The organism is Arthrobacter russicus (assembly GCF_031454135.1).
GTDB lineage: Bacteria > Actinomycetota > Actinomycetes > Actinomycetales > Micrococcaceae > Renibacterium > Renibacterium russicum.
Genome location: NZ_JAVDQF010000001.1, coordinates 2,974,299 through 2,987,030, shown reverse-complemented (window position 1 = coordinate 2,987,030; position 12,732 = coordinate 2,974,299). Strand labels below are relative to the sequence as shown.

Annotated in this window: 9 protein-coding genes and 2 riboswitches; of the genes, 5 read left to right on the top strand and 4 right to left on the bottom strand. The window is 64.3% G+C overall.

From position 1 onward, the window contains the following. Positions 1-52: 52 nt before the first annotated feature. Entirely contained in the window at positions 53-1,069 is a 1,017-nt protein-coding gene (locus JOE69_RS13900; RefSeq protein WP_309799661.1) for a LacI family DNA-binding transcriptional regulator, read from the bottom strand. Positions 1,070-1,316: 247 nt separating this feature from the next. Next, on the bottom strand, positions 1,317-3,065 hold the full coding sequence (locus JOE69_RS13895; RefSeq protein ID WP_309799659.1) for a TIGR03767 family metallophosphoesterase: 1,749 nt from the start codon (positions 3,063-3,065) through the stop codon (positions 1,317-1,319). Between the two features lie 226 nt (positions 3,066-3,291). Continuing rightward, a riboswitch (glycine riboswitch) is annotated at positions 3,292-3,395 on the top strand. Position 3,396: 1 nt separating this feature from the next. Continuing rightward, positions 3,397-3,498, top strand: a riboswitch (glycine riboswitch). Between the two features lie 43 nt (positions 3,499-3,541). Here JOE69_RS13895 and gcvP point away from each other — a divergent pair. From gcvP to JOE69_RS13870, 5 genes are read left to right on the top strand one after another with little or no spacing between them, the layout of a single operon-like run. Further along, the gene (gene gcvP / locus JOE69_RS13890; protein ID WP_309799657.1) at positions 3,542-6,385 is read left to right on the top strand and encodes an aminomethyl-transferring glycine dehydrogenase; all 2,844 of its coding nucleotides are present in this window, start codon (positions 3,542-3,544) and stop codon (positions 6,383-6,385) included. A 16-nt stretch (positions 6,386-6,401) separates the two neighbouring features. Next, complete coding sequence (gene gcvT / locus JOE69_RS13885) at positions 6,402-7,535, top strand: glycine cleavage system aminomethyltransferase GcvT (RefSeq protein WP_309799655.1); 1,134 nt, start codon at positions 6,402-6,404, stop codon at positions 7,533-7,535. 12 nt (positions 7,536-7,547) lie between these two features. Then, the gene (gene gcvH / locus JOE69_RS13880; protein WP_296365669.1) at positions 7,548-7,940 is read left to right on the top strand and encodes a glycine cleavage system protein GcvH; all 393 of its coding nucleotides are present in this window, start codon (positions 7,548-7,550) and stop codon (positions 7,938-7,940) included. Continuing rightward, positions 7,937-9,247 (top strand): serine hydroxymethyltransferase, encoded by a 1,311-nt coding sequence (gene glyA / locus JOE69_RS13875; RefSeq protein ID WP_309799651.1) that lies wholly within the window; start codon positions 7,937-7,939, stop codon positions 9,245-9,247. Before gcvH ends, glyA begins: the two co-directional genes overlap by 4 nt. 47 nt (positions 9,248-9,294) lie before the next feature. Next, positions 9,295-10,692 (top strand): L-serine ammonia-lyase, encoded by a 1,398-nt coding sequence (locus JOE69_RS13870; RefSeq protein ID WP_296365672.1) that lies wholly within the window; start codon positions 9,295-9,297, stop codon positions 10,690-10,692. An 8-nt stretch (positions 10,693-10,700) separates the two neighbouring features. On the opposite strand, the gene JOE69_RS13865 is transcribed toward JOE69_RS13870, so the two are convergent. Beyond that, complete coding sequence (locus JOE69_RS13865; protein WP_309799649.1) at positions 10,701-11,309, bottom strand: HAD family hydrolase; 609 nt, start codon at positions 11,307-11,309, stop codon at positions 10,701-10,703. Continuing rightward, positions 11,306-12,730 carry an NAD(P)H-hydrate epimerase gene (locus JOE69_RS13860; RefSeq protein ID WP_309799647.1) on the bottom strand — a complete coding sequence of 475 codons (1,425 nt, stop codon included), beginning with the start codon at positions 12,728-12,730 and terminating at the stop codon, positions 11,306-11,308. Before JOE69_RS13860 ends, JOE69_RS13865 begins: the two co-directional genes overlap by 4 nt. Positions 12,731-12,732: the final 2 nt, after the last annotated feature.

Genomic DNA, 12,732 nt, shown 5'->3' with positions numbered 1-12,732 from the left:
ATCATGCCACTTGCTGCAGCCGGTCCGGTCCGGCCAGCCGACCCGTCCGGCTTCAGTTCACACAGCCGCAGGATTCCCGGACCGCAAGATCGCCGCTGAACCGGAGATGGGCGATCTCCGAAGACTGCTGGGCCGTGCGCAACACGAGATCCACAGCCGCTTCCGCGAGTTGCCCGATGGGTTGTTGCACGGTGGTCAGCGCGGGGCAGGTGAAAGCCGATTCGGCAATCCCATCGAAGGAAACCAGGGCCACATCAGCAGGAATTCGCATTCCCGCTTCCCAGGCCGCCCGCAGCACCCCGATGGATTGTTGGTCGGAACTGACGAACAAACCATCCGGACGGTCGCTCCGGGCGAACATCCGCACTCCCGCCGAGTATCCGCCGGACAAACTGAAATCGCCAAATTCCACCGGCCCCTCCGGCAGTCCAGCAGCACCCAGCGCATCGCGCCAACCGGAAATCCGGTCCCGATCACCGGTGACGTATTCGTCTTCGCCGATGATCAGGCCGATCCGCTGCCGGCCGTGTTCGATCAGATGCTGCACCGCGTCGAAGGCGCCGGCCCTCGACTCCACGCCCACAGTGTTGATTCCGGCAGCGGTGGATCGGTCCAGGAAAACCATCGGAAGCCCCGGGATTGCTTGTCCGGTCAGAGCCGCGCCCTGGACGCAACTGGACAGCAGCACGCCGTCCACGCCCCGGGCCTCGAAGACGTTCAAATGCGCCGACTCGACATCGGGGTCGAGGTTTGAGCTGGCGGACAAGACCACATAGCCGCGCTGCCGGGCCGCTGCCTCGACGGCGGTGGACACCGCCATGAAGTACGGGTTCTTGCCATCCGGAATGACTAATCCCAGCGTTTTGATCGAGCCGGTTTTGAGCGAGCGGGCCACCGCGTTTGGCCGGTAATCGAGCATTTCGATGGCTTGCCGGACTCGGATCGCGGTCTCTTCGGCAACCCGTTTGGGCCCATTGTTCACCACGTAACTGACCACGGCGGTACTGACGCCGGCCAGCGCAGCGACGTCATTTCTGGTGGCCTTGGACCGCGACGGTGTCTCCGGCATGCGACTCGTTTCCGGCGGATTTGCGGTTTGCTGGACGGGGAGGTCAAGACCGCGTTGGAACGCGGTCTTGACCTCAATCTAGCAACAAATGCCGCCTGATTGCATGCCACCCCTCCCCCGAGTTGGGCATGCCCTGCAGATTCTGCGGGCCGCTGAATCTACTCGAGTAACCATAGCATTGCCTGAGCCATAGGCGAACCCCGGACTCCCGGATACGGGATTCTCCGGCAGCGCAAAGGCGGAAGGATCAACGCAAAGGGTTCGCCAGCAACAACTCGACATTGAGGTCCTTCGGTTGGCCCAGCGAAGCATCCGAGGCCTGGATGTCGTTGTATGCGAGCTCCCGGTACAGGGCCGCCAGGTCATCCAGGGCTCCCGTGCTATAGCTGCCCTGGTAGGGCGCCGCCGATTCGATCAGGGTGCCGAACAAGGAGAGCGTGCCGTCCTTGTTGTCCGCGACTTCGATGATCCTGGCCTGTTGCGGGAAGTCGATGTGCGAGGCCGTGTTGATCTGCCAAAACCCGCGTTCCGGCGTCGGTCCCGGCTGCGCGGTCACCTCGTTTTTGTGCGTGTGCCCGTTGACCCAGGCCAGGACGTTCGGGAACCGCTTGAGCAAGTCCCGCACGTCCTTGCCGGAACGCCGCAACTCGAGCAGCCGCGCCGGATCCGGGATCAAGTTGTTCATCGAATCGATCGTGTGGTGGCTGAAAACCACGAACAGTTTGTCCGCCGTCGGCCGTTTGACCTTGAATCCCCAACCGTCGTAATAGCTGCTGCTGCCGGATTTGAGCGTCTCCTCGAGCCACTGGAACTGCGCCTGGCCGAGCGAACCTTCCGTGTACCCGGCCCGGTTGGTGGAGTCGAGGCTGATCCCGACCACTTGCGGTGAGATCTCGAAACTGTAATAGCCCTTGCCGGTGTCCACCGACTCCTGGTTGAACCCGTGACCCACCGGGCCGGCACCGGCAACCTTCGGGTCGAGGTGTTTTTTCATGTATTCGACCGGCGTGAACGGAGCTCGCCGTTGGTCCGCCACGACTTTTTCGAACGGAGCCACCGTGAACTCCCCGGTGCGCAAGGACTGTCCCTGTGCGATCGCGGCCCGGAATGCTTTTTCCACTGCGGGATCGGCGAAACCGGAGAACTTGTTCTCGCCAGTGTAATTGGCGGCCAGAAGACTCCAGTCCGAAGGCAGCGTGCCCTGGATGCTGTCGTCGTGGTTGCCGAAAACGCTGTACCAGGGAATGTCCAGGCCGGCGCTTTCGGCGGTTGCCATGATCCGCGAAAAATAACCCGGAATCTGCGGAAAACCTGCTTGTTTGTACTGGTCCTGCACCGGGAGTTCCGGATTGTAGTAGTTCTTGTCCGCACCGCTCTGCACGCCTTGCCAGATCTGCGGATCGCCGGTGTTCGCGGAGAATTCGCCACCGCTCATCACAGTCAGGAACCAATCCAACTCGATGTTTTCGTGATTGTCGGTATTGTCGCCCGTGGTCACCACGCAATCCAGGCTCCGGCCGGTGAACGGCGCCGCCTTGAGGGCGTTCACTCGCTGCACCAACGACGCTGCCCCGTGCACGCTCAAGGCCTCCTGCGGCCGGAAGGCACTCGAGGCAAGGCCATCCAGGTACTCGACCCGCATCGGCGATTGTGCGTCCACCACGTGGAGATCGGTGAATTGCACGAACGCGGCGAGCGCGGAACGCCTTTCATCCCGGCCCGACGATGCCGCGACCAGGTCTTCCCGAACCACCAAAGCGTATCCTGGGCCGGCAACCAACCGGCTGTACCTGGCTTTCGCCGCTTGTGCGGCCTGCTCCAACGTGGTTCCGGAAACCGATACCGCGCGTTGCGCATTCAGCTTCAAGGCCCGATCGACAGCATAAGCCGATCCCCCGTTGCCCAGCGCGAAAACGCTGAGTCCAATGGCTCCACCGGCGCCGAGCAATGCCCTGCGGTTGAATGAATTGCCGCCACGCTGATCCCCAATAGTCATGTCTCCATCCTTCGGCAGCAAAGGAACGGCCAGCCAAATCTGAGGTAAATTCTGGATGGAAACCGGGGTGCACAAATGCTGGGGCGGGAGTGCACAAAATGACTGATGTGGCACATGAACGGCGCCGACAAGCCGTCATCTGTGCACGCCCGCTCGACGGCTCCTGGAGATTTGTTGCGTACTACCCCACCGTGTGACAATGGTCACTGGACAATTGAAAAGCCGATGATCCGCAGCGGGAGAGTTCTGCTGTCACCAAACCAGGCAGCAGGCGCCGTAGGAGCAAACCCTCCCCGGGAATCTCTCAGGCCCCTGTACCGCTGCGGCAAGGCAACTCTGGAAAGCAGTATTGCTCCATCCGAGCAATACTCACCGACGGTGCAAGCGGAGAAGTCTTCGCGGAAACTCTCAGGTCCAATACAGAGCGGGGAGGAACCCAAGCCCGGTACAGCTGTACCCGAATACTGGAGTTCCTCATGAGTGAAAATCTTGTTTCTGAGACAACCTTCGCCGATCGGCACATCGGCGCGCGGCGCGAAGCCGACGTGGCGCACATGCTCAAAACCATCGGCTACGACTCGGTAGACGGTCTGGTCGACACCGCGGTGCCGGAGAGCATCCGGCAGCAAAACGCCTTGGTCTTGCAGCCCGCGCTGAGCGAAGTTGACGTCCTCAAGAAGCTGCGCGAACTCGCCTCGAAGAACAAGACCGCGGTCCAGCTGATCGGCCAGGGCTACTACGACACCGTGACTCCCCCGGTGATCCGTCGCAACATCCTGGAAGACCCGGCGTGGTACACCGCCTACACGCCTTACCAGCCGGAAATCTCGCAGGGCCGCCTCGAAGCGCTGCTCAACTTCCAGACCATGGTCTCAGACCTCACCGCGCTGCCGATTGCCAACGCTTCATTGCTCGACGAAGCCACCGCCGTTGCTGAAGCTGTGCTGCTGATGCGCCGCTCGAACAAGAAGCTCGAGTCCGGAGTCATCGTACTGGACGCCGACGTCCTGCCGCAGACCATCTCGGTGGTCAAGGGCCGCGCCGAGGCGCTCGGCTTCGACGTCGTGGTTGTCGACCTCGCGACCAACGGCCTGCCTGAGGGTGACATCTGCGGCATCGTGCTGCAGCAGCCCGGCGTCTCCGGCACCGTGCACGACCACGCTGCCCTGATCACCGAAGCCAAAGAGCGCGGCGCGATGGTCACCGTCGCTGCCGATCTGCTCGCATTGACCCTGATCGTGCCGCCGGGCGAGCAGGGCGCCGACATCGCCGTCGGCTCCGCACAGCGCTTTGGCGTGCCGTTGTTCTTCGGTGGCCCGCACGCCGCCTACATGGCGGTGCGCAACGGCCTGGAGCGTTCGTTGCCCGGCCGCCTGGTCGGCGTTTCCAAGGACGACGCCGGCACCCCCGCCTACCGCTTGGCGCTGCAGACCCGCGAGCAGCACATCCGCCGGGAGAAGGCGACCTCGAATATCTGTACCGCCCAGGCGCTGCTCGCCATTGTGGCCAGCATGTACGCGGTTTACCACGGCCCCGAGGGTCTGAAGTGGATCGCGCAGCGCACGCAGCGGCACGCCGCAACACTCGCTGCCTCGCTCAAGGCCGCCGGCATCGAGGTGCCTACCGAAAACCACTTCGACACTCTGACGGTCAAGGTTCCCGGCCGTGCCGCAGAACTGCTCGCCGCAGCTGAGGCGAAGGGCCTGAACTTCCGCCCGGTTGATGCCGATACCTTGGGCATTTCCTTCGACGAAACCACCACGAGCGAGACGGTTGCCCTGGTGGCCAGTGTCTTCGGCGCCTCCGTGGTGAACGGCGAGAACAACCTGCCGGAGAACCTGCTGCGCAGCTCGGAATACCTGACCCACCCGGTTTTCCACGCGCACCGCTCGGAAACCCAGATGCTGCGTTACCTGCGCCGGCTTTCCGACCGCGACCTGGCCCTGGACCGCACCATGATTCCACTGGGCTCCTGCACCATGAAGCTCAACGCCACCGTGGAAATGGAATCCATTTCTTGGCCCGAGTTCGCTAGCATCCACCCCTTCGCGCCGGATTCGCAGACCGCCGGTTGGCGCGAGCTGATCGAGGATCTGGAAACCGAACTGGCCACCATCACCGGCTACGACCAGGTATCCATCCAACCCAACGCCGGTTCGCAGGGCGAGCTCGCCGGCCTGCTGGCAATCCGCGGCTACCACCTCTCCCGCGGCGATGTGCAGCGCACCGTCTGCCTCATCCCCGCTTCGGCACACGGCACCAATGCGGCCTCCGCGGTGCTGGCCGGCATGAAGGTCGTGGTTGTTGCCACCGCACCTGATGGCACCATCGACCACGATGATTTGAACGCCAAGATCGAAGCCAACGCAGAGAACCTTGCCGCGATCATGATCACTTACCCGTCCACGCACGGCGTGTTCGACGCCGACGTCCGCCAGGTCTGCGACGCGATCCACGCCGCCGGTGGCCAGGTTTACATCGACGGCGCAAACCTGAACGCCTTGGTCGGACTCGCCCAGCCAGGGCAGTTCGGCGGCGATGTTTCGCACCTGAACCTGCACAAGACCTTCTGCATCCCGCACGGCGGTGGCGGCCCCGGCGTCGGGCCGGTTGCTGCGAAGGCGCACTTGGCACCGTTCATGCCGGGCAACGCGAACGCAGAAAGCCACGACGGTGCAGGCGTACCGATCTCGGCGTCGAAGTACGGCTCCGCTGGCGTCCTTCCGATCTCCTGGGCTTATGTGAAGCTCATGGGCGGTGACGGCCTCACCGAGGCAACGCGCAGCGCGCTGCTTGCCGCGAACTACGTGGCCGCGAGCCTCAACGAGTTCTTCCCGATCCTGTACACCGGCAACGGCGGTCTGGTTGCGCACGAGTGCATCTTGGACCTGCGCGAACTGACCGCGAAGACCGGCGTCACCGCAGAGGACGTCGCGAAGCGCCTGATCGACTACGGCTTCCACGCGCCGACGCTCGCTTTCCCGGTCGCCGGCACCTTGATGGTGGAACCCACGGAGTCTGAAGACCTCGGCGAGATCGACCGCTTCATCGCTGCGATGATCTCGATCAAGGGTGAAATCGACGAGATCGCCGAAGGCAAGATCTCCGTTGAGGATTCCGCGCTGCGGCTCTCCCCGCACACCGCGAACGCGGTGGTGAATGATTCTTGGGACCGCAAGTACAGCCGCGAACAGGCTGCCTTCCCGTTGCCCACGCTGCGGGTGGACAAGTACTTCCCGCCGGTTGGCCGGATCGACGGCGCCAATGGCGACCGCAATCTGATCTGCTCCTGCCCGCCGCCCGAAGCGTTCGAGAACTAGGAAACTGGAGCCACCGATGACTCTCAAAGAAACCGCACTGCACGCCGAACACGCGAAACTCGGCGCCAGCTTCACCGATTTCGGCGGCTGGGACATGCCGCTGAAGTACCAGAGCGAACTCGCCGAGCACCACGCCGTCCGGCAAGGCGCGGGCTTGTTCGACCTGTCCCACATGGGCGAGATCTGGGTCCGCGGCCCGCAAGCTGCCGCGTTCTTGGACTATGCCCTGGTCGGTAACCTGTCCGCGATCGCGGTCGGCAAGGCAAAGTACTCGCTGATCTGCAATCCCGACGGCGGCATCATCGACGATCTGATCAGCTACCGCCGAGCCGAAGACGTTTATCTCGTCGTGCCGAACGCCGGCAATGCCGACGCGGTCTACGCTGAGTTCGTCAAGCGGGCTGAATCCTTCGACGTCGAACTGGACAATGTCTCCGCACAGACCTCGCTGATCGCCTTGCAGGGCCCGGAGTCCGAGCGGATTTTGCTCGGTCTGGTCCCGGCAGAACAAGCCGAAGCGGTGCGCGAGCTCAAGTACTACGCAGCCACCGAAGTCACGGTTGCCGGCTTGCCGGTGTTGCTGGCCCGCACCGGTTACACCGGCGAAGACGGTTTCGAGCTCTACATCGACAACGCCGAGGCAGCCCGGTTGTGGAATTCCCTGCTGACCGCCGATGAAGCCGTCACGCCCTGTGGTTTGGCCAGCCGGGATTCGCTTCGCTTGGAAGCCGCCATGCCGCTATATGGCAACGAACTAGGGCTGGACGGGAATCCTTTCGAAGCGGGCCTGGGCCCGGTCGTTTCACTCCCACCGGCGAAGACCGCCAAAGAAGGCGACTTCGTCGGCAAGGACGCGCTGGCCAAGATCAAGGCAGAGCGTGCCGAGTCGCTGGATGGCAAACGCGTCCTCGTAGGGCTGCAAGGCCAAGGACGCCGCGCCGCGCGCGGCCATTACCCGGTGGTTCTCGACGGGCAGAACATCGGCGAAGTCACCTCCGGTCTGCCCAGTCCCACGCTCGGCTACCCGGTGGCGCTGGCCTACGTCGACGCCGAGCATTCCGAGGTCGGCACCGAACTCCAGGTGGATCTGCGCGGCAAAGCCGAGCCGTTCACCGTCGTCGCCCTTCCCTTTTACAAACGAACCAAGTAAAGGCCAGATCCCATGAGCAAAGTAGTCCCTGAATTGCGTTACTCCGCCGAGCACGAATGGGTGGCCAATGACGGTGCCCTGAACAACGGTCCGGTCACGGTCGGCGTGAGCGCGGTCGCCGCAGAAGCCCTCGGCGACATCGTCTACCTGGACCTGCCCGAAGTCGGCAGCACCATCACCGCCGGTCAGAGCTGCGGCGAAATCGAATCCACCAAGTCCGTCTCCGACCTCTATGCCCCGGTCAGCGGCGAAATCACCGAGATCAATGCCGACGCCGTCGGCGATCCCGCCGTGGTCAATCAGGATCCGTACGGCGCTGGCTGGCTGTTCAAGGTTGCCGTGAGCGAAGAAGGCCCGCTGTTGAGCGCCGCTGAGTACGCGGAGAAGAACGGGGCCGAACTGTGACCGCGCCTTCAGTGACTTCGGAAACCCTGGATCATCTCAACGGAACCCTCGCGCAGATCGATCCGGAGATCGCGGCCAAGCTCGACGACGAACTCGCCCGGCAACGCCAAGGCCTGGAAATGATCGCCTCCGAGAATCACACCTCGGTAGCGGTGATGCAGGCGCAGGGTTCGGTGTTGACCAACAAGTACGCCGAAGGCTACCCGGGGCGGCGCTACTACGGCGGCTGCGAGCACGTCGACGTCGTCGAGCAGTTGGCCATCGACCGGCTCAAGGCGCTCTTCGGCGCCGAATACGCCAATGTGCAACCGCACTCCGGCGCGCAGGCCAACGCCTCCGTGATGCACGCGCTGCTGACGCCCGGCGACACCATCATGGGGCTCAACCTGGCGCACGGCGGGCACCTCACCCACGGCATGCGGATCAACTTCTCCGGCAAGCTGTACCAGGTCGTTCCTTACCAGGTTCGCGAAAGCGACCACCTGATCGATATGGCCGAGGTGGAGCGCTTGGCGCAGGAACACCGGCCGAAGATGATCGTGGCCGGCTGGTCGGCCTATGCGCGCCACCTGGATTTCGCCGAATTCCGCCGGATCGCCGATTCGGTCGGCGCGTACTTGATGGTGGACATGGCGCACTTCGCCGGCTTGGTAGCCGCCGGACTGCACCCGAGCCCGGTGCCGCACGCGCATGTCACCACCTCGACCACGCACAAGACGCTGGCCGGCCCACGCGGCGGCGTGATCTTGACCAACGACGCGGACATCGCCAAGAAGATCAACTCCGCGGTCTTCCCCGGGCAGCAGGGCGGACCGTTGGAGCACGTCATCGCGGGCAAAGCGGTGGCCTTCAAGATCGCCGCATCGGATGAATTCCGGGAACGCCAGCAACGCGTGCTCGAAGGCGCCAGGATCCTGGCTGAACGTTTGGTCCAGGACGACGTCAAGGCCAAAGGCATTTCCGTGGTGACCGGTGGCACCGATGTGCACCTGGTATTGGTGGACCTGCGCGATTCCGAGCTTGACGGCCAGCAGGCCGAAGACCGCTTGGCGCAGATCGACGTCACCGTGAACCGCAACGCGGTGCCGTTCGACCCGCGGCCGCCGATGGTCACATCGGGCCTGCGCATCGGCACTCCGGCACTGGCATCTCGGGGCTTCGAAACCGAGGCTTTCACCGAGATCGCGGACATCATCGCGGAGGCGCTGATCGCAGATGCCGGAACGGATCTGGGCCCCTTGGCTCAGCGGGTACAGGTGCTCGCCGAAGCACACCCGCTCTACCCGGATGTAGCGCCGCTCTCCTGACCCCTTGCAGATGCATCTGCAACGAAGAACAAGACTAGGATCACACTGTGGCTATAGGTGTTTTCGACCTTTTCAAGGTCGGCATCGGACCGTCGAGCTCGCATACGGTCGGACCCATGCGCGCCGCGGCGGTGTTCGTCGAGGAACTGCAATCCGCCGGCTGCCTGGACCGGGTTGCCGGAATCCGGGTCGACCTCTACGGTTCGCTCGCCGCAACCGGACGCGGGCACGGCACCATGACCGCGGTGCTGCTGGGCCTGGAGGGCCATTACCCGGACCTGATTTTGCCGGACCAGGTGGAAGAACGCCTGGCCGCAATGGCGGAAACCGGGCAGATCCGGCTGGCTGATTCGGTCCCGCTGGCGTACACCGCGGATGACATGATCCTGCATCCGTTGACGATTTTGGACCGGCACACCAACGGCATCAAGTTCGCAGTGACCGATGCCGCGGGCGAGCTCCTGCATGCCGCCACGTTCTTCTCCGTGGGCGGTGGCTTCATCGTCCGGGAGGGCGAAGAGGACGCCGCACTCGCCGAACTCGACCAGTCCCACGACGGATTGCCGCTGCCTTTCCGCACCGCCGCCGAGCTCCTGGAGCATTGCGCCGCGCGCAACCTCCGGTTCTCCGAAGTGATGCTGGTCAATGAACTCGATTCGCGCACCGAGGAAGAGGTGCGGGCCGGGCTCAAACACATTTGGGAAGTCATGGAAGGCTGCGTCGAGTCCAGTCTGAACCGCGAAGGCCTGCTGCCCGGCGGCCTGAAGGTACGCCGCCGGGCCCCGGATTGGCATGACCGCCTGCTCAAAGAGGACAAGGACCGCGATCCGAAGTATTGGCAGGAATGGGTCAATCTGATTGCCCTGGCGGTCAATGAGGAGAATGCTTCCGGCGGCCGCGTGGTCACTGCGCCGACCAATGGCGCTGCGGGCATCATCCCGGCGGTGCTGTATTACGCGCTCAACTATGCGCCCGGCATGGAGCACGCCACTCAAGAGGACAAAGACGACGTCGTGGTCCGGTTCCTGCTCGCGGCCGGCGCGGTCGGCGTGCTGTACAAGGAGCAGGCTTCGATTTCCGGCGCCGAGGTGGGCTGCCAGGGCGAGGTCGGTTCGGCGTCGTCGATGGCCGCGGCCGGTTTGGCCGAGGTGATGGGCGGCTCCCCGGCCCAGGTCGAGAACGCGGCCGAGATCGCGATGGAGCACAATTTGGGCCTGACCTGCGATCCGATCGGCGGCCTGGTTCAGGTGCCGTGCATCGAGCGGAATGCGATCGCCGCGGCGAAGGCGATCAATGCCACGAAGATGGCGCTCTGGGGCGACGGTGAACACCGGGTCTCGCTGGACGAAGTGATCATCACGATGCGCGAAACCGGCAAAGACATGAGCACCAAATACAAGGAAACCGCGATGGGCGGTCTGGCCGTCAACGTGGTGGAGTGCTGAGCGATCAGCTAAATTTCGCGTATGGCGGCGGCCGACTCGAAGACTTCGGCCCGCCAGCCGTACGATCGGGCGGCTTGGACGTTCTTGGCCTTGTCATCGGTGAAGTAAACCTCGTGCGGGCGCACCGCTCGGCCCAAGACTGCTTCGATCTCGGCATGCGCCATTCGGTACGCCTCGGCGGCGGGTTTGCGGACACCATACTCATAACTATTGAGCACCCCGTGGAACAATTCAGCGACGCCCAGTTGCTCGAGCTCCGCCGGAACGCGGTCGGTGCCATTGGTGAAAATGAAAACCGGGATATCCCGCGAATGCCACTGCTCGATCAGTTCGACCATGCCCGGATCGGCCTTGCCGATATTGGCGCGCCAACGTTGAAAGCTGCGCCCGACATCTGCACCGGTCATTGCCAGCGAGCGCAGCTCCGCCTCAATCCGATCTTCCCATTCGCGCCGGTTCGGCCCGCCGGTCACGGCCCGGTCGAGGTCGGGAGATTCCATCACCAAACGCCACAGGGTGCGCTCGGGCAAGCCCAACTCAGCCTCGATCACCGCATCGATTTCCAGGGAATCAAAGTGCCGGATGACCCCGTCGAGGTCCAGAACCACCACCCTCATGAAAGCAGCTCCGACAGAACTCGGGGCACCGCGCCGGCAATATCGCTCGCGGCGATCGGACCGCCTCCGGAAGCCAGGACTCCGGCCTGGCCGTGCACGCTGGCCGCCATCGCGGCGGCAAGCGCCGACTGCACGCCGGAAGCCAGCAATGCGGCCAACATGCCGGCCAGCGTGTCGCCGCTGCCCGCCGTGGCCAACCACGGAGTCGCTTCCGCTTGGCTGTAGACCGCTCCGGACGGCGAAACCACCACGGTGGTGGCGCCTTTGAGCAGCACCGTCGCGCCGGTCAGTTCCACGGCGAGCCCGGTGTACCGCAAAGGCTCGCGCTCGACGTCGGACCGTTCGGTCCGCTGCCCGCGCCGGGACAACAGGGCTGCGAGTTCGCCGGCGTGCGGGGTCAGCACCGTGTCCGCGCCGACGGCCTCCGGCAGCAGGGCCAATGCCCCGGCATCCACCACCACCGGCAGACCCGAGGTGATTGCCGCATACGAGCGCTGCTCCTGCACCGGATCATCGGCGACGCCGGGACCGACCAGCCAAGCCTGCACCCGGTTCGCCGCAATCGCCGAAGCGCCCGCCACCACCTCCGGCGGCATCGGTGCCGGGCCCAGATAGCGGACCATGCCGACGCCCGCCGCGAGCGCACCGCCGACTGCGAGCTGGGCGGCCCCGGGATACTGAGCAGAACCGGCCACCACGCCGAGCACGCCCCGGGAGTACTTGTGGTCTGTCGCACCGGGGCGGGGCCAGAATTCAGCAAGATCCAGCTGGTCGAGTCGCTGCAGATCTGGTCTGGGCAGGTCCAGATCCAGGTCTATCAGACTGATTTCCCCGGCAGCGGCTTCCCCCGGAGGCAGCAGCAATCCGGCCTTGATCGCACCGAAAGTCACGGTTTCCACCGCGTCCAGCACCGGACCGTCGGTTTCCCCGGTATCCGGGTGCAAACCGCTCGGCAGATCGCAAGCGACCACGCCGGGATGTCCGCGCAGTTGCGCCACCAGCTCCGCAGCAAGGCCTCGCAGGCCGCCGCGGGCACCAGTGCCCAGAATCCCATCGATGACGACGTCGGCGGACCAGGCAGCCGCCAATGCCTCGACGCGGTCTTCCACAAGCCGGAATACCCTCCCACCAACCGACTGCAAGGCCGCCAAGCCGGGTTCGTGCCAGCGCTCGGCCATCAGGACTGCGCTGACTGCAACACCGCGTCGGGCCAACACTTCGCCGGCATACAAGGCGTCTCCGCCGTTGTTCCCGGAACCGACCAGAATGACGGCCCTGCTGCCATAAGCCTGATCCAGACGGTGCAACACCGCATTGGCCAGACCATACGCCGCCAGGGCCATCAGATGCCCGCCCAATCCGGCGTCGAGCAAGCTCTTTTCCGCCGCTCGGACGGCGGTCCCGGAATAGGCGGCGAGCACGG